We start from the raw sequence: 24,041 nt of genomic DNA on the forward strand, positions 1-24,041 counted from the left end.
AGGATGCGTGCGGACGTCGTGATCAGGCCTTCTTCAACTTGAAGGACCACACGCCCTTGGTCGGGCTGGAGCCCATCTGGATCACCAGCGTGTTGGTGTTGCCGCCCGTGCCGTACTGCTCGTTGAAGAACGCGTTGCCCGGCAGGGTGCGGTACGTCTCCTTGCTGAGGCTGGTGAACGGGCGGCCGTTGACCAGCACGGCCCAGCCGGCGTCCGCGATCTTCGGGTCGACGCCGATGCGGACCGTCGAGTCCTCGCCGACCGAGATGCCCTTCGCGTCGGCGGACTTCTTGGCGCAGTCGGTCAGGGCCTTGGCGTCGATCGCCTTGCCGTCGTTGTAGCAGACCGCCTCGGAGTGCACCGAGTCCCGGCCGACGGTGATCGTCGCGTTGGGCGTCGGCTTGTCGCAGGCCGACAGGACGAGCAGTCCGGCGGCAACGGCGCCGGCGGCGGCGACGGCGCGGCGGCGCCGCACAACGCGGTGTACTTCAGCGGCTTCGCCGCGGGGCAGCGTGGTCATGGCCGAAAGATTATCGGGCGCCCGGAGCCGTCCCCCCACGCGGGGTGCGGCGTGCCCGGTTCGTTACGCCAGTCGTGTCCGCGACAACCCAGGCGTGCCCGGTTCGTCATGCGACCTGCCCCTTTACGACACCGCCCCTTCACTCCCGCCGTCCGGTCACGCCACCCGCGCGCGGGGCCGGCCGCCGTACCGGGCGGAGGCGATCAGACCGCGCAGGGTGCCCAGCCAGCCCACGGCCACGAATGCGGCGCCGGCCAGCAGCCCGAGCGTGCCGTCGAGCGGCATCACGATGCCGACCGCGCCGCCGAACACCCACGCCATCTGGAGCAGCGTCTCGGAGCGGGCGAAGGCCGAGCTGCGCACCAGCTCCGGCACGTCCCGCTGGATCAGCGCGTCCAGCGCCAGCTTGGCCAGCGCCTGCGCGCACCCGGCGACCGCCGCGAGACAGGTCACCAGGACGGTCCCGAAGAACACCGCGGCCACGAGCGCCATGCCCAGCGCCGCCGCGACCACGGTCACGATGATGATCTCCGGCGCCCGTGATCTCAGCCACGCCCCCACCGCCGTGCCCAGCGCGTTGCCCGTGCCGGCCGCGGCGCCCACCAGGCCCAGCGAGACCACCGCGCTCTGGCCGCCGAGCGGGTGCTCGCGCAGCAGGAAGGCGAGGAAGAAGATCAGGAAGCCGGACAGGCAGCGCAGGGCCGCGTTGGCGCCGAGGGCGTGGGTCACGGCGGGCCCGACCGTGCGCAGTCCGGGCCGCTTCACCCTGGTCCGCGGCAGCCGCCTCTCGTCGGCCGCGAGCAGCGCCACCACCTCGCCGCGGGCCGAGTCCACCTTGGGCGGCAGCGAGAAGGACAGCGCCGTACCCCCCACGAAGATCACGAAGGCGCCGTAGAGCGGCCAGGGATCGCCGAGCCGGTGCAGCCCCGCCGCGATCGGCGCGGCCACCCCGGTGGCCAGCAGCCCGGCCAGGGTGACCCTGGAGTTGGCCTTCACCAGCGAGAACAGGGGTGGCAGCAGCCGCGGTACGACGGCGCTGCGCACCACGCCGTACGCCTTGGACGCCACCAGCACGCCCAGCGCCGCCGGATACAGCTCCAGGCTGCCGGTCGCCACCGCGCCGGAGATCAGCAGGGCGAGCAGCGCCCGCGCCAGCATGGCCGCCGCCATCGCGGCCCGCCGCCCGTGCGGCAGCCGGTCGAGCAGCGGGCCGATCACGGGGGCGAGAACCGTGAACGGCGCCATCGTGATCGCCAGGTACAGCGCGACCCGCCCGCGCGCCTCGTCGGTCGGCACGGAGAAGAACACGGTGGAGGCCAGCGCCACGGTGATCATGACGTCCCCGGCGCCGTTCACCGCGTGCAGCTCGATCAGCTTGCCGAGGCCCGACTCACCCGCGCCGTGCGCGTGGGTCGCCCGGCGGATGCCGCGCGCGGCGCCGGTGACCGGGGAGTGCAGGGCACGCCCGACGGACCGGGCGGCACCGCCCACCCGGCGCGCACCGCCACCCCGAACCCCACGCCTGTCCGCGGTCGCCACGAGGTTCATAGTGCCCCGAGATGCCGCGGGATAGTGCCGATACGGCACGTATGGCGGCGAACCGTGCCCCCGGGGTGGGGGAGAATGCCGCCGAGCGGCAATGAATCCTGTTCGGTGTAGCGTGCGTATCTCAGCCATAACGCAGAATGGATGGCAGAGGTGCGCCCGAGCGCGCGGATGATGCAGACGTCGATGCGGTCCTGAGGTCCGCTCCGTCGGCCAACCCGCCTAAGGCAGCCGCCTTGACGAGACGGCGTAGGAGAGAAGCGATACCTGTGAGCGCAGCGACAACGCGAAGCCGCACCCCCGACCGCCTGTGCGCCGAGGCGGTCGACCTCGCCCGCGCCGCCGCGGAGGAGGCGGCCGCGCCCGGTGTGGTCGGCGAGCACTCCGGACTCGTCTCCGAGGGCGACCGTGTTGTCACGCACTTCTTCGAGTGCAAGGAACTCGGCTACCGGGGCTGGCGCTGGGCCGTCACCGTGGCCCGCGCCTCCCGCGCCAAGGTCGTCACGCTGGACGAGGCGGTCCTGCTCCCCGGCCCCGACGCCCTCCTCGCCCCCGAGTGGGTGCCGTGGAGCGAGCGGCTGCGCCCCGGCGACCTCGGCCCCGGCGATCTGCTCCCCACCGACCAGGACGACCCGCGTCTGGAGCCGGGCTACATCGGCGAAGACCAGCCGCCGGTCGACTCCGCGGTGTCCGAGGAAATGGCGGAGCTGGCGGAGGCCGAGGACGCGGACGTCGCGCCGGGCGCGCCGGCCGTCCAGCCGGCGGTGCCCTCGCGGGGCACCATCGCCGCGGTGGCCGAGGAACTGGGCATGCGCAGAGCGCGTGTTCTGTCCCGTTACGGCCTGCACACCGCGGCCGACCGCTGGGAGGAGGCGTTCGGGCCGAAGACGCCGATGGCCCAGGCGGCGCCGGCCACGTGTCTGAGCTGTGGGTTCCTCGTGCCCATCGGCGGCTCGCTGGGCCAGGCGTTCGGTGTGTGCGCCAACGAGTTCGCCCCGGCGGACGGCCGGGTGGTCTCCCTCGCGTACGGCTGCGGCGGCCACTCCGAGGCGGCGGTCATGCCCAAGCCCCCCCAGCCGGCCACGCCGGTCATCGACGAGACCCGCGTCGAGCCCTTCCCGCTGCACCCCGCCCGCGACTCGGGTTCGGTCCCGGAGACGACGGACGAGGAGACGGCGGAACTGGGCCACTCGTGACCCTGGTCCGGCCCGCCCGCGAGGCGGACCTGACCGGTTTCCTCTCCCTGGCGGCCGAGGTGGAGCACTGGTTCGGCCCGATGACGGACGACCCCGGTTTCACCGAGGCGGTGCGGCGGGGCGTCGGCCGCGGCACGGCGCTGGTCGCCCGGGCCGCGTCCGGGGATCTGCTGGGCGCCCTCCTCTTCGGCGGCAAGCCCCCGGTGCACAAGGTGCACTGGCTGGTCGTCACGGAACGGGCCCGGTGCGGGGGCGTGGGCCGCGCGCTGCTGGCCGACGCGATCGACCGCTTCGTCCGTCCCCGTTATCTTTTTCGCGGTCCTGCAAGAGGGCCGCTGGCCTCCGGGCCCGGTATGACTGTGTCCCCCTGTCGAAGGCATGACCTGGGGGGTGGTGTCACCGGGCCCGGGAGGTGTCCGTCGGAGACGCTGATCAGAGGTCCGGCCACCGTCCGGTCCGGCGCAACGCCGGGCAGTTCGCGGGCGGCAGGTCTGCATAACGTGGATGCGCGAGCACGACACCCGAGCCGAGGCCGGCACCGTCAACACCCCTTGGGAAGGGGCACGATGTTCGAGATCGAAGACGTTGGCGTGTTCCTGGGCCTGGACGTCGGCAAGAGCGCCCATCACGGCCACGGACGCACCCCGGCCGGGAAGAAGGTCTTCGACAAACCGCTGCCCAACAGCGAACCCAGGCTGCGGGCCGTCTTCGACAAGCTGCGCGACAAGTTCGGCACCGTCCTGGTGGTCGTCGATCAGCCCGCCTCGATCGGCGCCCTTCCGCTGACCGTCGCCCGCGACGCGGGCTGCCAAGTGGCCTACCTGCCCGGACTGGCCATGCGCCGGATCGCCGATCTCTACCCGGGCGAGGCCAAGACCGATGCGAAGGACGCCGCGGTGATCGCGGACGCGGCCCGCACCATGCCGCACACCCTGCGCTCGCTGGAACTGACCGACGAGATCACCGCCGAACTCACGGTCCTGGTGGGCTTCGACCAAGACCTCGCCGCCGAGTCCACCCGCACGTCCAACCGGATACGCGGCCTGCTCACCCAGTTCCACCCCAGCCTGGAACGTGTCCTGGGACCGCGTCTGGACCACCAGGCCGTCACCTGGCTGCTGGAGCGTTACGGTTCTCCGGCCGCCCTGCGCAAGGCCGGCCGCCGCAGACTCGTCGAGCTGATCCGCCCGAAAGCTCCCCGCATGGCCCAGCGGCTGATCGACGATGTCTTCGACGCACTCGACGAGCAGACCGTCACCGTCCCCGGCACCGGCACCCTCGACATCGTCATCCCCTCCCTGGCCGCATCCCTGGCCGCCGTCCACACCCAGCGCCGGGCGATGGAAGCGCAGATCAACACGCTGCTGGAGGCCCACCCTCTTTCCCCGGTCCTGACGTCGATGCCCGGCGTCGGCGTCAGGACCGCCGCCGTCCTGCTGGTCACCGTCGGCGACGGCACCGGCTTCCCCACCGCCGCCCACCTCGCCTCCTACGCCGGACTCGCCCCGACCACGAAGTCGTCCGGCACCTCGATCCACGGCGAACACGCACCCCGAGGCGGCAACCGGCAGCTCAAACGCGCGATGTTTCTGTCCGCCTTCGCCTGCATGAACGCCGATCCGGCCTCCCGCACCTACTACGACCGCCAGCGAGCCCGCGGCAAAACCCACACCCAGGCCCTCCTCCGACTCGCCCGCCAACGCATCAGCGTCCTGTTCGCCATGCTCCGCGACGGCACCTTCTACGAATCCCGGACGCGCACGGACATCGAGCTCGCCGCATAACCCAGCAACCCCGGACCACCCCAAACCCGACAAGGGTGCCTTGACGAAAGACATAGAGGCACCCCCCCGCCACGGTCGAGGTGGTCACCTTCGGCCCGGACCACCCCGGCGCGGTCCTGAGCGGCGCCCGCGCCTTCTACGAGTCCCTCGCCTTCACCCCGGCCGAACCGGCCCCCGACGGCCCGGAGGGCGGCTCCCGCCAGGTCTACCGCAAGGCGCTGCGCTGACTGCGGCCGAGGGTTTACCGGGCCGGTGTGGGTTTTCTGCGGACTCGTGAGGGTCTTCTGCGGGCTGGTGAGGGTGTCTGCGGACCGGCCTGACGGAGCCGGGGGCATTCTGCCGGTGCGCGGTGCGCGGTGCGCGGTGCGCGGTGCGCGGTGCGCGGTGCGCGGTGCGCGGTGCGCGGTGCGCGTGTCCGGTGCCCGGTGCTCGGCGTCCGGTGCGCGAAAGGCGAGGCGGCGCGCGGTTGCCGGGGCGGCTCGGTCTGTCGGGGAGGTGCGGCGGGAGGGCGGCGTTGGCGGTAGGGCGGTGCTGCCGTGCCGGTGGCCAGTTGCCGGGCGCGCTCGACGGGTTGGTGAGGCACGCCCGCCCGACCTTGCCGGCAGAGCGGCGGAGCCGACCGCGGGGCGGTGCCGGGCTGCTCCCATGACGTGCGCGACCGCCCCCGGCACACACTCCGGCCACGCCCCCACCCGCCCCGCCCGCCGCGCACTCCACCGGCCCCGTGTCCCGCTCCTCCCGTACTCCGCTCGCCTCGTGCCTTACCGGCTGCGTGCCTCACTCGCCCCACGCCTCACCGGTAGCGTGCCGCACCGGCTTTGTGTCTGTCTCGCTTCGCGTCTCGTCGGCTGCGTGCCTGACTCGCCGCGTGCCCCACCGGCTGCGTGCCTGACTCGCCTCGTGTCCCGCTCGTCTCGTACTCCGCTCGCCTCGCGTCTCACCGGCAGCGTGCGCCCCACCGGCTACGTGCCTGACTCGCCCCCCGCCCCACCGGCCTCGTGCCTCACCCAACCCGCGCCCCACCGGCCTCGTGCCTCACTCATCCCGCCCTCCACCCGCCCCGCGCCCCGGCCACGTCCGAGGCCCGAGTCCCAAACCCGCACCCCAGTCGTGGCATCCGTGCGGCTCTCGTCCACCGGGGCTGCCCGTCGCCCGCCTCTCGGCCGACCGAGTCGGGTGGGTGGGCGAGGAGTCGGGGTGGGGGTCCCGCGCTGTACCTTCTTCCTCACGTCGACGAGGAGTGTGAACGTGAGCAGCAAGTACGTGCGGCCGGCGGCCGAGGGTGCCGATCCCTTCGGGACGGCCCGGCTGCGTCGCGGTGTCATCGACGCCTGGGCCACCAGCCCCGCCCGCTTCCGCGAGGACGCCAACGCCGAGGAAGACCTCGTACTGGGCGGCTACCGGGACCGCCTGGTGATCGAGCTGGCGCAGAACGCCGCCGACGCCGCCGCCCGTGCCCACGTGCCGGGCCGCCTCCGCCTCACCCTCCGCGACGGCGTCCTGATCGCGGCCAACACCGGCGCCCCCCTGGACGCCACCGGCGTCGAGTCGCTGTCCACGTTGCGCGCCTCCGCCAAGCGCGACGCCGACTCCCCGCACGCCGCCGTCGGCCGCTTCGGCGTCGGTTTCGCCGCCGTCCTCTCGGTCACCGACGAACCCGCCCTCGTCGGCCGGCACGGTGGCGTCCGCTGGTCCCTCACCGAGGCGCGCGAACTGGCCGCCGACGCCGCCCGGCACAGCCCCGGACTCGGTGACGAGGTCCGCCGCCGCGCCGGCCACGTCCCGCTGCTCCGGCTGCCCTTCGCCGCCGAGGGCACCGCCCCCGACCCGTACGACACCGCCGTCATCCTGCCGCTGCGCGACGCGGCCGCCGCCGACCTCGCCGAGCGGCTGCTCGACGCCGTGGACGACGCGCTCCTGCTCACCCTGCCGGGTCTGGCGGAGGTCGTCATCGAGGTCGGCGACGACGCGCCCCGCACCCTGCGCCGGCACACCGAGGGCGCCCTCACCGTCGTAGCGGACTCACGGGAGGGCACGACCCGCTGGCGCACCGCCGCCGCGCACGGCCCGCTCGACGCGCACCTGCTCGCCGACCGCCCGGTGGAAGAGCGGCTGCGGCCCCACTGGTCGGTGACCTGGGCCGTGCCCACCGACGACCAGGGCCGCCCGGTGCGCCCCCGCACGTCCCCCGTCGTGCACGCCCCCACCCCCAGCGACGAACCCCTCGGCGTCCCCGCCCTGCTCATCGCCTCCTTCCCCCTCGACACCACCCGCCGGCACACCGCGCCCGGCCCGCTCACCGACTTCCTGGTGCAGCGCGCGGCCGACGTGTACACCGAACTGCTCGCCGGATGGCGCCCGGTGACGGAGGCCGCCGTCGACCTCGTGCCCGGCCCGCTGGGCAAGGGCGAGCTGGACGGCGCGCTCCGCCAGGCCCTCCTGGAACGGCTGCCGCGCACCGCCTTCCTGCCGCCCGCGCTGCCCGGCGGGGGCGGCGAGGACGAACTGCCCCAGGCCCTGCGGCCGCGGGAGGCGGAGCTGGTGGAGGGCGCCGGCGCCGAGACCGTGCGGGTGCTCGCCGAGGTGCTGCCCACCCTGCTGCCCGCGGGGCTGGAGCGCCGCGCCGAGCTGCGCGCCCTCGGCGTCGCCCGGCTCCCGCTGGCCGACGCCGTCGACCGGCTCGCGGGCCTGGAGAAGGAACCCGGCTGGTGGTGGCGGCTCTACGACAGCCTCGCGGGCGTGGATGTGGAGCGGCTGTCGGGGCTGCCCGTGCCGCTCGCCGGCTCCGGAGGAGGACGGACCACCGTCGGTCCCCGCCATGTGCTGCTGCCCACTCCCGACGGTGCCCGCATCGACGCGGACGTGCTCGCCCGGCTCGGTCTGAAGGTCGCCCACGAGGACGCCGCCCACCCGCTGCTGGAGAAGCTGGGCGCGTTGCCCGCCACCCCGCGCGCGGTGCTCACCACCCCCCAGGTGCGGGCCGCCGTCGCCGTCTCCCTGGACGACGAGGGCGCCCTCGGCTGGGAGGAGGACGCCCCCGACGCGGAGGAACTCGCCGACACCGTCCTCGGATTGGTGCGGGACGCGGGCCTGGAGCCCGGTGACGAGCCCTGGCTCGGCGCCCTCGCGCTGCCCGACGAGGACGGCGAACTCGCCCCCGCGAGCGAGCTGGTCCTCCCCGGCAGCCCCTTCGCCCGCGTGATCCGCGAGGGCGAACTTGCCGCTGTGGACCAGGAGTTGGCGGACAAGTGGGGCGAACAGCCGCTCACCGCCTGCGGGGTGCTCGCCACCTTCGCGCTGGTGCGCGCCACCGACGTCGTCCTCGACCCGGACGAACTGGAGCCCCGTGAGGGCGACTTCGCCGAACCCGACGACGCCGGGCTGCTGGACGCCGTGGACGTGTGGTGCGAGGACATCCTCGACCGCTTCCCGGACAGCCCCGTCCCGCCGGTCGCCACCGAACTCGTCGCCGTCCGCGATCTCGACCTGGTGGACGACGACCACTGGCCCGAGGCCCTCGCCCTGCTCGCCCGCCCGCCGCTGCGCGACGCCCTCACCCAGCCGGTGCGCGTCCTGCTGCCCGACGGCACCCACGAGCTGGTACGGCCGTACACCGCCTGGTGGCTGCGTGGGCACCCGGTGCTGGACGGCCGGCGCCCCGCGGGCCTGCTCGCCGCCGGCGGCGACCCGCTGCTGCGCGGCCTGTACGACGAGGCCGACGCCACCGGTTTCGAGGACGAACAGGTGCTGCGCGCCCTCGGCGTACGCACCTCGGTCGCCGCCCTGCTGGACGAGCCCGGCGGCGCCGCCGAACTCCTGGACCGGCTCGCCGACCCGGGCCGCCCGGTCACCGGCGCCCAACTGCACGGGCTGTACGGCGCGTTGGCGGAACTCGACCCGGAACAGGTGACCCTGCCGGACGAGTTGCGGGCCGTGCTCGACGGGCGGGTGACGGTGGTGGACGCCGCCGACGCCGTGGTCGTCGACTCCCCGGACCTGCTGCCCTTCACCTCCGGCGTGCCCCTGCTGCCCGTACGCCCCGCCCGCGCCGCCGAGCTGGCCGAGCTGCTCCAGGTGCGGCGGCTCAGCGAGTCCGTCACCGGCGAGGTGCACTCCGAGGGCACCGAGCACGACGTGCCGGAACCGGTCCGCGTCCTCCTCGGCCCGTGCACGCCCCCGACGTACGTCGAGCACGACGAACTGATCGTGGACGGTGTGGAGATCGACTGGCGGCTCACCGACGACGGGGTGCTGCACGCGGCCACCCTGGAGGGCGTCGCCGCCGGACTCGCCTGGGCGGCACGGCAGTGGCCGCGCCGCTTCGAGGTCGCCGCCCTGCTGGAGGACCCGTCCCGGACGGAGGAACTGGCGCGGGACCGCTGGTTCGACTGACCTCCAGAGGTTCCTTACGAAAACCACAACTTCCGTACAACCGTTCCCCCGCGTGCGTTGTCTGATCTTGCGGAGTCGTCCGACTCCCCATCTACTTCGTACGCAGGGGAACCGCACATGCGTCTTCGTGCCACCGTGGCCGCCGTCTCCGGCGCCCTGGCCCTCTCCGCCCTCGCCCTGCCCGCGGCGCACGCCGCCGGGCAGGAGCGGGTGCCCGCGGAGAACTCCGCGAGCAAGGTCGCCCACGCCGCCCAGCACCCCCAGGGCCGCTCGACCTTCGCCGTCGCCGCCTCGGGCACGCCCTACAAGCTGAACGCCACCTTCTCCGCCGTGAAGGTGAACAACGGCAAGAACATCGCGGCCGGCACCACCAACGTCGTCAAGGTGCCCGTCTCCTTCACGCTGACCCACGGCACCGAGGTCAACATCCACGCCAAGGACTTCGTCGCGGCCGTCGAGCTGTACCGCGGCACCTCCTTCGACGACTCGATCTTCTACTTCGACAGCGCGGTCTCCACCTGCACGGACACCTCCAAGACGGTGGCCTCCTGCAAGACCACCGTGGCCATCGACCCCAGCGAGCTGCTCAGCGAGGACGCCGGCGCCTGGAAGGCCGCCGCCTACGCCGTCGCCTTCAACGGCCAGAACCCCACCAAGCCGGCCGACATGACCAAGGTGGGCGTGGCCGTCAAGGACCCGACCAACTCCTTCAACCTCCAGCGCTGGGCGACGCTGAACACCGACGCCGCCCCGGAGCCGGTGAAGAAGGGCAAGACGGTCACCGTCACCGGCAAGCTGGCCCGCGCCGACTGGGAGGACGGCAAGTACCACGGCTACGCCAACCAGCCGGTCAAGCTCCAGTTCCGCAAGAGCGGCTCCAGCACCTACACCACGCTGAAGACCGTGAAGACCAGCTCCACGGGCACCCTGAAGACCACGACCACCGCCACGGTCGACGGCTACTTCCGCTACGCCTTCGCGGGCACCACGACCACCCCGGCCACCACCGCCACGGGTGACTACGTCGACGTGAAGTAAGCAGCTCAGGTGAGTGAGCCCCGCTAGCCGGGGAAGCGGCGGTCGACCCATTTCCACAGGAACTCCAGGGCGGCCGCCGCCACCACCGCCACCCCCACCGCCGTCCACGGCATGGCGAGTCCCACCAGCCGGACCGCGAAGAAGTCCGAGAGCGCGGGCACCACCAGCACCAGCAGGAACGCCACCGCCATCGAGGCCACCAGCGCCACCCGCCACCACGTGTAGGGCCGGGCGATGATCGCCAGCACCCACATGGAGACCAGGAACAGCGTCAGCGTGGCCGCACTGGTCTCCGCCGCCAGCCGGCCGGGCCCCGTGTAGGAGTGCCGGGCGATCAGATACGTCACGAAGGTCGCCACCCCGGCCACCACGCCGCCCGGAATCGAGTACCGCATCACCTGGCGCACGAAGTGCGGTCTGGCCCGCTCGTTGTTGGGCGCCAGCGCCAGGAAGAAGGCCGGGACGCCGATGGTGAGCGTGGACAGCAGGGTCAGATGGCGCGGCAGGAACGGGTACTCCACCCGCCAGCACACCACCAGCACCGCGAGCAGCACCGAGTAGACCGTCTTCACCAGGAACAGCGTCGCCACCCGCGTGATGTTGCCGATCACCCGGCGGCCCTCGCCGACCACCGACGGCAGGCTCGCGAAGCTGTTGTCCAGCAGCACGATCTGCGCCACCGCACGGGTCGCCTCCGAGCCCGAGCCCATGGCCACGCCGATGTCGGCGTCCTTCAGGGCGAGCACGTCGTTCACACCGTCGCCGGTCATCGCCACCGTGTGCCCGCGCGACTGGAGGGCGCCCACCATGTCCCGCTTCTGCTGCGGGGTGACCCGCCCGAAGACGGTGCCCCCCTCCAGCTCCCGCGCCATCTCCGCCCTGTCCTCGGGCAGCCGACGCGCGTCCGTCGCCGTCCCGTCGAGGCCCAGCTTGGCCGCGACCGCGCCGACCGAGACCGCGTTGTCACCGGAGATGACCTTGGCCGCCACCCGCTGCTCCGCGAAGTAGCGCAGGGTGTCGGCCGCGTCCGGGCGCAGCCGCTGTTCGAGGACGACCAGGGCGGTGGGGCGGGCGCCCTCGGCCGGCGCCGGGTCGTCCAGGTCCCGGCGCGCCCGCGCCAGCAGCAGCACCCGCAGCCCCTGCTCGTTGAGCCGCTCGGTCTCCGCGAGCGCGGGGTCGCCGGCGCCGAGCAGCACGTCCGGCGCGCCCAGCAGCCAGGTGCTGGTCTCCCCGTCGCCCTCGCTGAACGCGGCCCCGCTGTACTTGCGAGCCGAGGAGAAGGGCAGCGACTCCACGCAACGCCACTCCTCGCTGTCCGGGTAGGCGTCGATGATCGCCTGGAGCGAGGCGTTGGGCCGGGGATCGGACTCGCCGAGCGCGCCGAGCACCTTGCGCACGTACGACTCCTCCGCGCCGTTCAGGGGGCGCAGCTCGGTGACGTCCATGCCGCCCTCGGTGAGCGTGCCGGTCTTGTCCAGGCAGACGGTGTCCACGCGGGCCAGCCCCTCTATGGCGGGCAGCTCCTGCACCAGGCACTGCTTGCGGCCGAGCCGGATCACACCGATCGCGAAGGCCACGGAGGTGAGCAGCACCAGACCCTCCGGGACCATCGGCACGATGCCGCCGACGGTGCGGGCGACCGCGCCCTTGAGGTCGTCGTTCTTCACCACGAGCTGCGTGACGACCAGGCCGATCGCGGCCGGGACCATCATCCAGGTGACGTACTTGAGGATCGTGGAGATGCCGGTGCGCAGCTCGGAGTGGACGAGGGTGAAGCGCGACGCCTCCTCGGCGAGCCGTACCGCATAGGCCTCCCGGCCCACCTTGGTCGCGGCGAACGCGCCGCCGCCGGCGACCACGAAGCTGCCGGACATCACCGGATCGCCCGGCCGTTTGACCACCGGATCGGCCTCACCGGTGAGCAGCGACTCGTCGATCTCCAGCCCGTCGGCCTCCGCGCACACCCCGTCCACGACGACCTTGTCGCCGGGCCCGATCTCGATCAGGTCGTCCAGCACGATCTCGTCGGTGCCGATCTCCACCGCCTCGCCGTCCCGGCGTACCGTCGGCCGGGCCTCCCCGATCACCGCGAGCGAGTCCAGGGTCTGCTTGGCCCGCCACTCCTGGACGATGCCGATGCCGGTGTTGGCGAGGATCACGAACCCGAACAGGCCGTCCTGGATCGGCGCGACGCACAGGGTGATCACCCACAGCACGCCGATGATCGCGTTGAACCGGGTGAACACGTTCGCCCGGACGATCTCCCCGAGCGAGCGGCTGCTGCGCACGGGTACGTCGTTGACCTGGCCACGCGCCCGGCGCTCCGCGACCTCCGCGCCGGTCAGCCCCGTCGCCCGGACCGCGGGCAGGGCCACCGGGTGCACCGGATCGAGTTCGGCGCCGGCGTCTATATGGCTCATGTATCCGACGGTACGTGGCCTTTGCCCGCCCGCCCACCCGGCCTTCCGCGGGCGGCCCGCCGGCTACTCCACGGGGGTGGATTCCGGCCGCTCGCGTGCCGCCCGCTTGATCGCGGCGTCCCGCTTGCGGACGTACCAGACGCCGATCAGCCCGAGCCCGCCCCCGGCCAGGCAGGTCCACAGCCACCACAGATGGCCGTGGTCGTGGAACCAGCCGTAGAAGGGGAGCTGTACGAGGAACAGGACGAACCAGACGATCGTGCCGCCGGTGATGGTGGCGACCACGGGCCCCTCAAGGGGCTCGGGCGCCTCGTGCTGGGGGTTCCACTTGGCCATGCCGGACAGCTTACGAGGCGATCGGAACCCGGCCGGTTCCGAGCGGGGTCTACGCGCGGAGATAGCGATCTAGTAGTCATACGTTCATACTGAAACCGTTTGTCTTTGACCGCTTCTAATCGTAGGAAACTCCAGGAGGGCTCGGGGGAACCCTCTGGTGATGAGGTCCCGCATGTCCACCTCGGCTCCTGCCAAGGTCCCCACCCCCGAGAAGCCGGGCGGCGCGTCCGCCGGCGGCCCCCTCGACCGCTACTTCAAGATCTCCGAGCGCGGCAGCAGCGTCGCGCGGGAGATCCGGGGCGGTTTCGCCACCTTCTTCGCGATGGCGTACATCATCGTGCTGAACCCGATCATCCTGGGCAGCGCGAAGGACATGTACGGGCACCATCTGGACAACGCCCAGCTGGTGACGGCGACCGCGCTGTCGGCCGCCTTCAGCACGCTGCTGATGGGTGTCATCGGCAATGTGCCGATCGCGCTGGCCGCCGGCCTCGGCGTGAACTCGGTCGTCGCCCTCCAGCTCGCGCCCCGGATGACCTGGCCGGACGCGATGGGCATGGTCGTCCTGGCCGGTTTCGTGGTCATGCTGCTGGTCGCCACGGGTCTGCGGGAGCGCGTGATGAACGCGGTGCCGTTCGGGCTGCGCAAGGCGATCGCGATCGGTATCGGCCTGTTCATCATGCTGATCGGCCTGGTGGACTCCGGCTTCGTCAGCCGCATCCCGGACGTCGCCCAGACCACCGTCCCACTCCAGCTGGGCACCGGCGGTCACCTCACCGGCTGGCCGGTGCTGATCTTCATCCTGGGCGCACTGCTCACCTTCGCCCTGATCGTGCGCAAGGTGCCGGGCGCCATCCTGATCTCCATCGTGGGCATGACCGTCCTCGCGATGATCATCAACGCGGTCGCCAAGATCCCCTCCTGGGGCCTGACGGTCCCGAAGTGGCCCGGCAACCCGGTCTCAACCCCGGACTTCGGCCTGGTCGGCCAGGTCAGCCTGTTCGGCGGCTTCTCCAAGGTCGGCGTGCTGACCGGCATCCTCTTCGTCTTCACGGTCCTGCTGTCGTGCTTCTTCGACGCGATGGGCACGATCATGGGCATCAGCGACGAGGCCAAGCTGACCGACGCCCAGGGCTACATGCCGGGCATCAACCGGGTGCTGTTCGTGGACGGCCTCTCGGTCGCGGCCGGCGGTGCCAGCTCCGCCTCGGCCACCACCGCCTTCGTGGAGTCCACGGCCGGCGTCGGCGAGGGCGCCCGCACGGGCCTGGCGAACGTGGTCACGGGCGGCCTGTTCGCGGTGTCGCTTCTCCTCACCCCGATCGCCACCATGGTGCCGTCCCAGGCGGCCACCCCGGCGCTGATCGCGGTCGGCTTCCTGATCCTGTCGAACTCCGTCAAGGAGATCGACTGGGCCGACTACACGATCGCGATCCCGGCGTTCGTGACCATGCTGATGATGCCGTTCACCTACTCGATCACCAACGGCATCGGCATGGGCTTCATCACCTTCACCGTGCTGCGCCTGGCCGCGGGCCGGTTCCGCGAGATCCCGGTGGCGATGTACATCGTCTCGGCGGTCTTCGCCTTCTACTACCTGATGCCGGCCCTGGGCCTGACCTGAGCCGATCCGTTCCACGGCGTCCCCGGGCGACACCCGTCACCCGTCCTCACCTGACGCCGTAGAACCTCTCCGTCTCCTCGACGGCGGTCCGGAACCGCTGGTCGAAGTCGTCCCGGATGAGCGTGCGGACCACATAGTCCTGCACGCTCATTCCTCTTTTCGCCGCGTGCTGCCGGAGCCGGTCGAGCAGCTCCCCGTCTATCCGCAGGCTGAGCACAGTGGTCCCCATGGCTACGAGGGTCGCCACTGCCGCCCCGCGGATGCGTCACTTTCCGGCAGCGGCTCACCCATATGGGTGATGGAAAGCCCCGGAGGGCTTCAGTGGCGGGCATCACGGGCACACCGGCGCGCCACGGTGGTCTTTAGTTAGAGTAATGAGTTACGCTAAGGACATGCCGGACCTCAACCATGGCGACGATGCTGCCGCCGTGAACTCCCTCCGCTCCGCCGTGATGCGGCTGTCCCGTCGGCTCAAGCACCAGCGGGTGGACGAGTCGCTGAGCCCCACCGAGATGTCGGTGCTCGGCACCCTGTCCCGCTGCGGCTCGGCCACGCCGGGCGAGCTGGCCCGCAAGGAGCATGTCCAGCCGCCCTCGATGACCCGCATCGTCGCGCTGCTCGAAGCCAAGGGACTGGTCCGTCTCGAACCGCACCCGGAGGACCGGCGCCAGAAGGTCGTCACCCAGACCGAGCAGGCCGAGACGATGCTCGAGGAGAGCCGTCGCAAGCGCAACGCGTTCCTGGCGAATCTCGCCGACGGCCTCGACGAGGACGAGTGGGCCAAGCTGCGCGCCGCCGCCCCCGTGCTGGAAAAACTCGCACACCTGTAAAGCAGCAGCCTGAGGAGGCGAATTCTGTTGAGTACGGGATCCGGAACACCTTCCGCCCCCGCACCGACCGCCCCTACTACCCCCGCCCGCAAGTCCTCGATGTTCAGCTCGCTGAAGGTCAGGAACTACCGCCTCTTCTTCATAGGCCAGGTCGTCTCCAACACGGGCACCTGGATGCAGCGCATCGCCCAGGACTGGCTCGTCCTGAGCCTCACCGGGTCCTCCGCGGCCGTCGGCATCACGACGGCCCTTCAGTTCCTGCCGATGCTCCTGTTCGGTCTCTACGGCGGTGTCCTCGTCGACCGGCTGCCCAAGCGCCCCGCGCTCCTGGTCACCCAGTCCGCGATGGCGCTCAGCGGTCTCGCGCTCGCCGCGCTGACCCTCACCGGCCAGGTCCAGGTCTGGCACGTCTATCTCGCCGCGTTCTTCGTCGGACTCGCCACGGTGGTCGACAACCCCGCCCGGCAGTCCTTCGTCTCCGAGATGGTCGGCCCCGACCAGCTGCACAACGCGGTCAGCCTGAACTCCGCGAACTTCCAGTCCGCGCGCCTCGTCGGCCCCGCCGTCGCCGGCCTCATGATCACCGGAGTGGGCACCGGCTGGGCGTTCCTCGCCAACGGCCTGTCCTTCGCCGCGCCGATCACCGGCCTGCTCCTGATGCGCGCCCGCGAGCTGTACCCGGTCAAGCGGACCCCGCGCGGCAAGGGCCAGCTGCGGGAGGGCCTCCAGTACGTCGCCGGGCGCCCGGAACTGATCTGGTCCGTGGTCCTCGTCGGCTTCATCGGGACCTTCGGCTTCAACTTCCCGGTGTGGCTGTCCGCCTTCGCCGACAACGTCTTCCACGTCGGTGCCGGCGGCTACAGCCTCCTCAACACCCTGATGGCCGCGGGCTCCCTGGGCGGCGCCCTGCTGGCCGCCCGCCGCGGCTCGGCCCGGATGCGGTTGCTGATCCTCGCTGCGCTCACCTTCGGGGCGCTGGAGATCGTGGCCTCGCTGGCACCCTCGTACTGGCTGTTCGCCGTGCTCATGGTGCCGATCGGGATCTGCGGCCTCACGGTCAACGTGACCGCGAACACCACCGTGCAGATGGCCACCGACCCGGCCATGCGCGGCCGGGTGATGTCCCTGTTCATGATGGTCTTCATGGGCGGCACCCCGCTCGGCGCCCCGGTCATCGGCTGGATCACCGACACCTACGGCGCCCGCGTCGGCTTCGCCCTCGGTGGCGTCGTCTCCGCGCTCGCGGCCGGTGTCATCGGCCTGGTCCTCGCCCGCGTCGGCGGTCTGCGGCTGTCGGTGGGCTGGGAGCGGGGCACACCGCGGCTGCGGTTCGTGCCGCGGCGGCGGGAGGAGCTCGCCACGGCGGCGTGACCGTCTCCGTGGCTGTCCGGAGGGTGCCGGTGCCCTATCGCACCCGCTGGGCCAGTACCTGACCCGGCCAGTCGTCCGGACCGTGGCGGAACGCCTCGGTCCGGACGAAGCCGTTCTTCTCGTAGAAGGCGACCAGCTTGCCGTCGTCGCCCGCGTAGCAGTCCACCCGCAGCAGCGAGACCCCGGCCCGCCGGGTCACCTCGGCCGCGTGGGCGAGCAGCGCGGCACCGGCGCCCCGCCCCTTGAACCGGCGGTCCGAGGCGAGCAGATGGATGTACCGCTCGGGCTCGCCCGCGGGCTCCAGATAGGCGCCGGGCGCGTCGCTGAGGGTGAGGGTGGCGGCCGGTACGCCGTCCACCTCGGCGAAGTACGGCGTGCCCGCGGCGGCGTACCGCCGTACCGTCTCCACCGCCCTGGGATCCGCCGACCAGGGCTCGGTGCCCCACTGCCGGGTGCGCCCCTGGGCCGCCAGCCACTCCACCGAGCTGTCCAGCATGGCCAGGATCAGCGGCACGTCGCCGGGGCCGCCCGCGCGGATGGTGATCGTCATGACGGCCATCATGCCCGCGCGCCTCTGGGATCGTGAAGGCATGAGACTCTTCGCCGCTGTGCTGCCGCCGGAGGGCGTCACCGCCGAACTCGCCCTGGAAGTCGACCGGTTGAAGCGGCTGCCGGGCGCCGACGGGCTGCGCTGGACCGGCCGCCCCGGCTGGCACCTCACCCTCGCCTTCTACGGCGAGGTCGCCGAGGACCTCGTACCCGAGCTGTCCGCCCGCCTGGCCCGCGCGGCCCGGCACACCGACCCCTTCGAGCTGTCTCTGCGCGGCGGCGGCCGGTTCGGCCACGGCCGCGCGCTGTGGACCGGCGCCGCGGGCGACGTGGACGCCCTGCGCCTGCTGGCCGGCCGGGCGGAGGCGGCGGGCCGCAAGGCGGGGCTGCGGCTGGAGGAGCACCGCCGCTACCAGGCGCACCTCACGCTGGCCCGCGGCCGGGGGGAGGTGGACGTACGGCCGCATGTGGAGCTGCTGCGCGAGTTCGCGGGCCGGAGCTGGCGGGTGACCGAGCTGGCGCTGGTGCGCAGCGAGCTGCCGAGGTCGGGGGTGCCGGGGGAGCAGCCGCGGTACGAGGCGGTCGGGCGATGGGTGTGCGGAGCGTCCGGTTAGGCTCGATGCGTGGACCCGAAAACCCGGAACCGGATCATGGCCGGTGCGCTTGTGCTCATGTTGGTGGTCGTCGCGGTGGCGGCGGCTGTCAGGTAGCGGTTGGTTTGTGCGCCCTGGGGGGCGGGGGACGCGGGTTCGCCGGCGGCTGCGGCCGTTCGTGGGCTGCTCGCGCGGTTCCCCGCCCCTCAGGCGGCGCCTGGACCCTCAGTGCGTCTACCAGGCGAAGGCCTCCGGGGAGGGGCCCGGCCCCGGGAAGATCTCGTCCAGGCCGGTCAGCAGCTCGTCGCTCAGCTCCAGCTCCACCGCCCGCACCGCCGACTGGAGCTGCTCCGCGGTACGCGGGCCGACGATCGGACCGGTGACGCCGGGGCGGGTGAGCAGCCAGGCCAGGGCGGTCTCACCGGGTTCCAGGCCGTGCTTGTCGAGCAGGTCCTCGTACGACTGGACGCGCGCGCGGGCGGCCGGGTCGGCGAGGGTGTCGGCGGCCCGCCCGGAGGCGCGGCGTCCACCCTGCACCTCCTTCTTGAGCACACCGCCGAGCAGCCCGCCGTGCAGCGGGGACCAGGGGATGACCCCGAGGCCGTACTCCCGCGCGGCCGGGATGACCTCCATCTCGGCGCGGCGCTCGGCGAGGTTGTACAGGCACTGCTCGCTGACGAGGCCGAGGGTGCCGCCGCGGCGGGCGGCGGTCTCGTTGGCCTGGGCGATCTTGTAGCCGGGGAAGTTGGAGGAGCCGGCGTAGAGGATCTTGCCCTGCTGGACGAGGGTGTCGATCGCCTGCCAGATCTCCTCGAAGGGGGTGTTCCGGTCGATGTGGTGGAACTGGTAGAGGTCGATGTGATCGGTCTGGAGCCGCTTGAGGCTGGCGTCCACCGCGCGCCGGATGTTCAGCGCGGAGAGCTTGTCGTGGTTCGGCCAGGCGTCGCCGTCGGCGGCCATGTTGCCGTAGACCTTGGTGGCGAGGACGACCTTGTCCCGGCGGTCACCGCCCTTGGCGAACCAGTTCCCGATGATGCTCTCGGTGCGACCCTTGTTCTCCCCCCACCCGTACACATTGGCGGTGTCGAAGAAGTTGATGCCCGCGTCCAGCGCCGCGTCCATGATCGCGTGACTGCCGGCTTCGTCCGTCTGCGGCCCGAAGTTCATCGTCCCGAGAACCAGTCGGCTGACCTTGAGCCCTGTGCGTCCAAGCTGCGTGTACTTCATGGTCACCAGCCAACGGCTTGGAGTGGGCTCAAGGCAAGGGCGGTCAGTCGCGGGGGAAATGGGTCGTCTTGATGAGGAGGCCGAGGGCGGTGGTGGTCATGTCGACGTCCGTCCCGTAGCTCACCCGCAATTCGCAGGCGTAGGAGTCCTCCTTGGGCTCCGTGTACACATGGCACCTCGCCTGATAGGGGTTGGCGATGAGGTACACGGGAACACCGGCGAGCGCGTAGGCGGCCTTCTTGGGGCCGTAGTCGTTGTGGGCGGTCCCTTTGGAGATGACCTCGGCGACGAAGTCGACGTCCTCGTGACGCCAGCGGCCTCTCTCGTCCTTCACCGCGCCCTCGCGCAACTTGGCCACATCGGGGCAGAAGCCGTTCTGGAACCCGGGGAAATCGATCCGGACGTCGGTGAAAACCCGTGTGCGGCGCCTGCCGAAGTGGTCTTCGAGCGCCCAGAGGATCTCGCGGATGGTTTCCCAGTGGATGTCCCGCTGCGGCGTCATGAAGACACTGCCCCCAACGATCTCCACCTTGTAACCCTCGGGGACGGGCATCCGCTCAAGGCGCTCGAACCACTGGTCCAGGCTCTCGGCGTTCTCGTCGGCCATCTTGATCTCGATCCTGTCTTCCAGGATGGTCATTATGGCGCTCCTCCCCGGCCGCCTCACGGACGAGGGCGACCGCGCGGTACAACGATACGCACCGTGACGAAGAGACGCCGGAATCCGGCCAAATCGCTCAGGCTGTTCTAGCCACGCACGCCTGCCCGATTCCCCACGCCTCCCGCATCGCCCCCGCGAACGCCTCCGCGATCCGCCGCTCGCCGCTCGCGTTCGGATGGGTGCCGTCGTACGTGTCGGCGTGGATGTCGTACGACGTCGGCGGCGACGCCAGCAGGATCGGCGACCGGGGTTCGTCCAGGTCGGCGACCGCCTTGGCGAGGAGCACGTTGAAGAGGGCGACCTGGTCGGCGAAGGGCGCGTCGGACTCGGCGCGGACGTTGGGGATCACCGGCAGCAGGACCATGCGGATGCGCGGGTCGGCGGCGCGGGCGGCGCCGATGAAGGCGCGGACGTTCCCGGCGGTCTGCTCGGCGTTCGTGTAGAAGCCGAGGTCGATGAGGCCGAGGGAGACGAGCAGCACGTCCGGCCGGCAGTCGCGTATCGCGTCGCCGATCAGCGGGGCCATGTGCAGCCAGCCCTCGCCCCAGCCCGCGAGATGGGCGCGGGGGAAGTCGGGGTCGGCGTAGGCGAGGGACGTCGCGGCGCCGGTCTGCTTGTCGTACAGCGTCTCGCGCGGTCCGACGAGGGTGACGGCGGGGTCGTACGTTGCGCGCAGGAGCTGCCACAGCCGGTGACGCCATGTGCGTTCGCCCGCGCTCCCGATCGTCATGGAGTCGCCCACGGGCATGAACCTGAGCACCCGATCATCATGGACGATCGGTACGGCGGGTGGGGTGTGAGGCCCGCCACGTGAGGCGCCCGGGGGGCGTCCGGGGGTGGCCGGAGGGGTGAACGCCGGGCGGTGATGGCAGGCTTGGGGGATGCGCCGACCGTTCGCCGTCCTCGCCGCCGTCCTGCTCGCCGGCGCCTGCGCGCTGCCCGCGTCCGCCGCGGAGGGCACCGGGGGCACCACGCGCACCGCGGGCACCAGGAGTGCCGTGAGCGCCGGGGACAAGGGGTTCACCATGTCGGACCCGCGGATCACGGAGTCCAGTGGCCTGGCCGCCTCCCATCTGCATCCCGGTATCTACTGGACGCACAACGACAGCGGCGACGGCCCGTACATCTACGCCGTGGACGGCGCGACCGGGAAGACGGTGGCGCGGGTGACCCTGCGGGGCGTCGGCACCCCGCGCGACGTCGAGGCGATCTCGATCGGGCCGCACAACGAGATCTACGTCGGCGACATCGGCGACAACTTCGACGGCCGCTGGCCCTACGTGTGGATCTACCGCCTCCCGGAGCCGGAGGTCCTGAAGGACCAGACGATCACGGCGACGCAGTACGTGGTGAAGTACTCCAACGGCCCGCGCAACGCCGAGTCGATGATGGTCCAGCCCAAGACGGGCCGGGTCTACATCATCGACAAGAAGGAGGACGGCGGCCACCTCTACGAGGGCCCCGCCACCCTCTCCACCACCGGCGCCAACATCTTCAGGCCGATCGCCCCCATCGATCTCTGGGCGACGGACGCCACCTTCTCGCCCGACGGCACCCACTTCGCCGTGCGCGGCTACCTGGGCGGCATCTACTACTCCTGGAACGACGGCCACCCCAAGCGCGCCGAAACGCTCGACGTCCCCCTCCAGGGCCAGGGCGAGGGCATCACCTACTCGGCCGACGGCACGAAACTCCTCTACAGCAGCGAGGGCGCCGACAGCACGGTCGTCGCCAAGGACGCCCCGGACGCCCCGAAGTCCTCCCCGGACCGGGAGGGCGGCTCACCGGGCAACCCGGTGACCGGCGGCTCCAGCACCAAACTGGGCGCGGCGGCTGTCGTGGTCGTGCTGCTGGGCCTGTTCGCCCTGGGGCGCCGCCGCCGCAGCCGGTGACATGCCCAGCGGACAGGGGAGTCCGGGCCGCGCGGTTGGGCGAGCAGGCGACGAGGGAGACTCTGGTTGGACGACCCGGAATCACTCGACCTCTACCACCGCGTCTGGGACACCTTCGCCGAATCAGCCGTCTACGGCACCGAGGCCCAACAGGTGATCGCCCGCGTCCGCCGGAGCATCAGGGGCTGAGCACGTACGGCCGCACCACGTCGTCCGCGGCTTCCCAGAGGGGCGCGCAGGGAGGTTCGGTGCTCTGCCAGCATGCTTCGTCGCGCAGGATCGGCAACCGGAGGTCGGCCGCGCGGTTGCGTTTGGCCCAGCGTCGCCAGCGCGCGTCGTACGGGTTCGGCGGGCGCCATACGTACGGGTCCGGTGTCCGGACCTCCCGCGCGAGCTCCAGGTCCGCCACCTCAAGGTTGGGATGGCGGAACCTGGTGAGCGGCCGCGCGAGCGCGTCATAAAGCCGTCGGAACAAAGGTTTTCTCCGCGAGCGTGAACGTGGCCCACACGCACTTCGTGTACGGCTCCTGCCGGTAGCCCCAGGCCTCGGCCAGCGCCGCCACGAGCGCGAGTCCGTGTCCGCCCTCTTCGTCCGGCGCGCAGTCACGGGGGTGGGGAAGCCGGTCGCGGTCCGGATCCGAGACCTCCAGCCGTAGGACCTGCTCCTGGAGGGTGAGCGTGACCTCGACCAGGGCGCAGGAGAGAGACCGGACACGTCTCCGCCCGCCCGCTTGAAATCCGGGCTTTGCTGGACGCGTACGGCGTGCACGACCTCGAAGTCCGCAAGAAGCTGGAGGAGCTGGCTCGCCAGTCGAAGCGTCGGGGCTGGTGGCTGGAGCATGCCGCGCACCTGCGTCCGGATTACGTCGACCACATCGCGCTGGAGGACGACGCGACCTACATTCGGGAGTGGCAGCCGGTCATGGTGCCCGGTCTCCTGCAAACTCCGGACTATGCGGAGGCCGTCATCGCCGGCGGCCCGAACTACATGGAGCCCGAACGCGCCGCTCAGTTGGTAAAGGTGCGTGTGGCGCGACAGGCGAAGATCGAAGAGGGCGGGGCGTCGTACACGGCCATCCTCTGGGAGTCGGTTGTCGCGCATCCGCTGGTGAGCGTCGGCATCCACCGGGAACAACTGGCCGCGATCCTGGAGATCGGGAAGCGGAAGAACGTCACTGTTCAGGTGCTGCCGTTCGGCGCGGGCGTTCTGGCCGGTTACTCCTCCGCCTTCTCCTCCTTCAGCTTTGACGAGGAGCCGACGGTCCAAGCGGTCGCCATGGACAACCTGCGGGGCACCTCGGTTCTCGAAGGGGCCGAGGACCTCGCCGCTTACGCCAATGCATACGACCTACTACGATCGGCGGCGTTGACGCCGGACGCGAGTGCGAAGCTCATCCGGGGCGTACTGCGGAGCTTGAAGGAAGACACATCGTGACCGAGGTCGTAAGCCCCTTCTGGAAGTCGTCGTACTCGGGGCAGGAGAACGCCTGCGTCGAGGTCGCCGACACGGCCTCCGCCGGTCGAGCGGTCCGCGACAGCAAGCAGGACAACGGCCCCCTCCTCACCGTCTCCCGTGAAACCTGGGAGAACTTCCTGCGCCAGTTCGCGTAGGCCACGCACAACGGCCAAGGGCGCCCGGCGGATCCTCGCTCGGGCGCCGTCTCCTGCCGGGCGGTCATCGCGTTTCCCGAGTACGACTCGATCGAGGCACTGGACACCGACCTCACCGAGAGCAGGCCGTTGGAAGGACGAGGTCGGGCCGGAAGTGGGGCCCCACAAGGACTGGGTGGCCACGTACGCCCCGGTCTTCCCGGCAACAACACCGTGATGGAGGAGGCGTGGCGCAAGGTCCGTGCCGAGAGCCGTGCCGAGGACATCCTTCATATTCTCGGTGCGCGGGGCGTCGAGGTCTCGGACTCGGTCCGGGAGCGGGTCATGGCGTGCGTCGACCTTGATGTCCTGGGGACCTGGCTCGACCGTTCCCTCACCGTGACGAGCGCCGAGGGGCTGTTCGTCGGGGATGGGGAAGGAAGCGGCCGGGCCGGATGACGGCGAAGGGCGCC

The 24,041-nt window shown here is 71.6% G+C and carries 23 protein-coding genes and 1 pseudogene; 14 read left to right on the top strand and 10 right to left on the bottom strand.

Going from position 1 to position 24,041, the window contains the following annotated elements; genetic code table 11:
• Positions 1-22: 22 nt before the first annotated feature.
• Together ACE4Q9_RS18705 and ACE4Q9_RS18710 are read right to left on the bottom strand one after the other, a co-directional pair.
• Positions 23-520: a DUF2771 domain-containing protein gene (locus ACE4Q9_RS18705; protein WP_397985361.1), complete on the bottom strand. Its 498-nt coding sequence runs from the start codon at positions 518-520 to the stop codon at positions 23-25.
• A gap of 156 nt (positions 521-676) precedes the next feature.
• The gene (locus tag ACE4Q9_RS18710) at positions 677-2,068 is read right to left on the bottom strand and encodes an MFS transporter (protein ID WP_397985362.1); all 1,392 of its coding nucleotides are present in this window, start codon (positions 2,066-2,068) and stop codon (positions 677-679) included.
• Positions 2,069-2,334: 266 nt separating this feature from the next.
• On the opposite strand from ACE4Q9_RS18710, the gene ACE4Q9_RS18715 reads away from it, so the two are divergent.
• From ACE4Q9_RS18715 to ACE4Q9_RS18735, 5 genes and pseudogenes are all read left to right on the top strand, one after another.
• A complete protein-coding gene (locus tag ACE4Q9_RS18715; RefSeq protein ID WP_397985363.1) occupies positions 2,335-3,261 on the top strand; it encodes a DUF3027 domain-containing protein in 927 nt (308 codons plus the stop codon).
• A 566-nt stretch (positions 3,262-3,827) separates the two neighbouring features.
• Positions 3,828-5,045: an IS110 family transposase gene (locus tag ACE4Q9_RS18720; protein ID WP_145486262.1), complete on the top strand. Its 1,218-nt coding sequence runs from the start codon at positions 3,828-3,830 to the stop codon at positions 5,043-5,045.
• 65 nt (positions 5,046-5,110) lie between these two features.
• A pseudogene (locus ACE4Q9_RS18725) lies at positions 5,111-5,272 on the top strand (GNAT family N-acetyltransferase); the annotation flags it as partial.
• A 1,021-nt stretch (positions 5,273-6,293) separates the two neighbouring features.
• On the top strand, positions 6,294-9,437 hold the full coding sequence (locus ACE4Q9_RS18730; RefSeq protein ID WP_397985364.1) for a sacsin N-terminal ATP-binding-like domain-containing protein: 3,144 nt from the start codon (positions 6,294-6,296) through the stop codon (positions 9,435-9,437).
• Positions 9,438-9,554: 117 nt separating this feature from the next.
• Positions 9,555-10,475: a hypothetical protein gene (locus ACE4Q9_RS18735; RefSeq protein WP_397985365.1), complete on the top strand. Its 921-nt coding sequence runs from the start codon at positions 9,555-9,557 to the stop codon at positions 10,473-10,475.
• Between the two features lie 23 nt (positions 10,476-10,498).
• Here ACE4Q9_RS18735 and ACE4Q9_RS18740 read toward each other — a convergent pair whose 3' ends face one another.
• Positions 10,499-12,895: an HAD-IC family P-type ATPase gene (locus ACE4Q9_RS18740; protein WP_397985366.1), complete on the bottom strand. Its 2,397-nt coding sequence runs from the start codon at positions 12,893-12,895 to the stop codon at positions 10,499-10,501.
• Positions 12,896-12,958: 63 nt separating this feature from the next.
• On the bottom strand, positions 12,959-13,231 hold the full coding sequence (locus ACE4Q9_RS18745; RefSeq protein WP_397985367.1) for a DUF2530 domain-containing protein: 273 nt from the start codon (positions 13,229-13,231) through the stop codon (positions 12,959-12,961).
• Between the two features lie 172 nt (positions 13,232-13,403).
• On the opposite strand from ACE4Q9_RS18745, the gene ACE4Q9_RS18750 reads away from it, so the two are divergent.
• Entirely contained in the window at positions 13,404-14,855 is a 1,452-nt protein-coding gene (locus ACE4Q9_RS18750) for an NCS2 family permease (protein WP_397985368.1), read from the top strand.
• A gap of 46 nt (positions 14,856-14,901) precedes the next feature.
• Here ACE4Q9_RS18750 and ACE4Q9_RS18755 read toward each other — a convergent pair whose 3' ends face one another.
• Positions 14,902-15,084, bottom strand: coding sequence for a ribbon-helix-helix protein, CopG family (locus tag ACE4Q9_RS18755; RefSeq protein WP_397985369.1), 183 nt, complete (start codon positions 15,082-15,084; stop codon positions 14,902-14,904).
• Between the two features lie 163 nt (positions 15,085-15,247).
• Here ACE4Q9_RS18755 and ACE4Q9_RS18760 point away from each other — a divergent pair, with 163 nt between their 5' ends.
• On the top strand, positions 15,248-15,685 hold the full coding sequence (locus ACE4Q9_RS18760) for a MarR family winged helix-turn-helix transcriptional regulator (RefSeq protein WP_397985370.1): 438 nt from the start codon (positions 15,248-15,250) through the stop codon (positions 15,683-15,685).
• A 27-nt stretch (positions 15,686-15,712) separates the two neighbouring features.
• Positions 15,713-17,056, top strand: coding sequence for an MFS transporter (locus tag ACE4Q9_RS18765; RefSeq protein WP_397985371.1), 1,344 nt, complete (start codon positions 15,713-15,715; stop codon positions 17,054-17,056).
• A gap of 34 nt (positions 17,057-17,090) precedes the next feature.
• On the opposite strand, the gene ACE4Q9_RS18770 is transcribed toward ACE4Q9_RS18765, so the two are convergent.
• Positions 17,091-17,606 (bottom strand): GNAT family N-acetyltransferase, encoded by a 516-nt coding sequence (locus tag ACE4Q9_RS18770; RefSeq protein WP_397985372.1) that lies wholly within the window; start codon positions 17,604-17,606, stop codon positions 17,091-17,093.
• A gap of 40 nt (positions 17,607-17,646) precedes the next feature.
• On the opposite strand from ACE4Q9_RS18770, the gene thpR reads away from it, so the two are divergent.
• Positions 17,647-18,219 (top strand): RNA 2',3'-cyclic phosphodiesterase, encoded by a 573-nt coding sequence (gene thpR, locus ACE4Q9_RS18775; protein ID WP_397985373.1) that lies wholly within the window; start codon positions 17,647-17,649, stop codon positions 18,217-18,219.
• Between the two features lie 213 nt (positions 18,220-18,432).
• Here the strand turns inward: thpR and ACE4Q9_RS18780 are convergent, their stop codons facing one another.
• The 3 genes from ACE4Q9_RS18780 to ACE4Q9_RS18790 form a co-directional block, all read right to left on the bottom strand.
• The gene (locus ACE4Q9_RS18780) at positions 18,433-19,425 is read right to left on the bottom strand and encodes an aldo/keto reductase (protein WP_397985374.1); all 993 of its coding nucleotides are present in this window, start codon (positions 19,423-19,425) and stop codon (positions 18,433-18,435) included.
• A 43-nt stretch (positions 19,426-19,468) separates the two neighbouring features.
• A complete protein-coding gene (locus ACE4Q9_RS18785) occupies positions 19,469-20,065 on the bottom strand; it encodes a Uma2 family endonuclease (RefSeq protein ID WP_397985375.1) in 597 nt (198 codons plus the stop codon).
• Positions 20,066-20,162: 97 nt separating this feature from the next.
• Positions 20,163-20,846 (bottom strand): SGNH/GDSL hydrolase family protein, encoded by a 684-nt coding sequence (locus tag ACE4Q9_RS18790; RefSeq protein WP_397985376.1) that lies wholly within the window; start codon positions 20,844-20,846, stop codon positions 20,163-20,165.
• A 121-nt stretch (positions 20,847-20,967) separates the two neighbouring features.
• Between ACE4Q9_RS18790 and ACE4Q9_RS18795 the strand changes: the two genes are divergently transcribed.
• Both ACE4Q9_RS18795 and ACE4Q9_RS18800 read left to right on the top strand, forming a co-directional pair.
• Complete coding sequence (locus ACE4Q9_RS18795; protein ID WP_397985377.1) at positions 20,968-21,978, top strand: WD40 repeat domain-containing protein; 1,011 nt, start codon at positions 20,968-20,970, stop codon at positions 21,976-21,978.
• Positions 21,979-22,044: 66 nt separating this feature from the next.
• The gene (locus ACE4Q9_RS18800) at positions 22,045-22,167 is read left to right on the top strand and encodes a hypothetical protein (protein ID WP_397985378.1); all 123 of its coding nucleotides are present in this window, start codon (positions 22,045-22,047) and stop codon (positions 22,165-22,167) included.
• Here ACE4Q9_RS18800 and ACE4Q9_RS18805 read toward each other — a convergent pair.
• A complete protein-coding gene (locus ACE4Q9_RS18805; protein ID WP_397985379.1) occupies positions 22,157-22,387 on the bottom strand; it encodes a hypothetical protein in 231 nt (76 codons plus the stop codon). The two genes, ACE4Q9_RS18800 and ACE4Q9_RS18805, sit on opposite strands and share 11 nt — an antisense overlap.
• A gap of 336 nt (positions 22,388-22,723) precedes the next feature.
• Between ACE4Q9_RS18805 and ACE4Q9_RS18810 the strand changes: the two genes are divergently transcribed.
• The 3 genes from ACE4Q9_RS18810 (at position 22,724) to ACE4Q9_RS18820 (ending at position 24,027) form a co-directional block, all read left to right on the top strand.
• Positions 22,724-23,413, top strand: a complete 690-nt coding sequence (locus ACE4Q9_RS18810) for a DUF5753 domain-containing protein (RefSeq protein WP_397985380.1) — start codon at positions 22,724-22,726, stop codon at positions 23,411-23,413.
• Complete coding sequence (locus ACE4Q9_RS18815; RefSeq protein WP_397985381.1) at positions 23,410-23,589, top strand: DUF397 domain-containing protein; 180 nt, start codon at positions 23,410-23,412, stop codon at positions 23,587-23,589. The genes ACE4Q9_RS18810 and ACE4Q9_RS18815 overlap by 4 nt, the downstream gene beginning before the upstream one ends.
• 216 nt (positions 23,590-23,805) lie before the next feature.
• Entirely contained in the window at positions 23,806-24,027 is a 222-nt protein-coding gene (locus ACE4Q9_RS18820; RefSeq protein ID WP_397985382.1) for a hypothetical protein, read from the top strand.
• The last annotated feature ends 14 nt before the right edge of the window (positions 24,028-24,041 follow it).

The sequence above is a fragment of the Streptomyces sp. AM6-12 genome (genome assembly GCF_044327085.1).
Classification (GTDB): Bacteria; Actinomycetota; Actinomycetes; order Streptomycetales; family Streptomycetaceae; genus Streptomyces.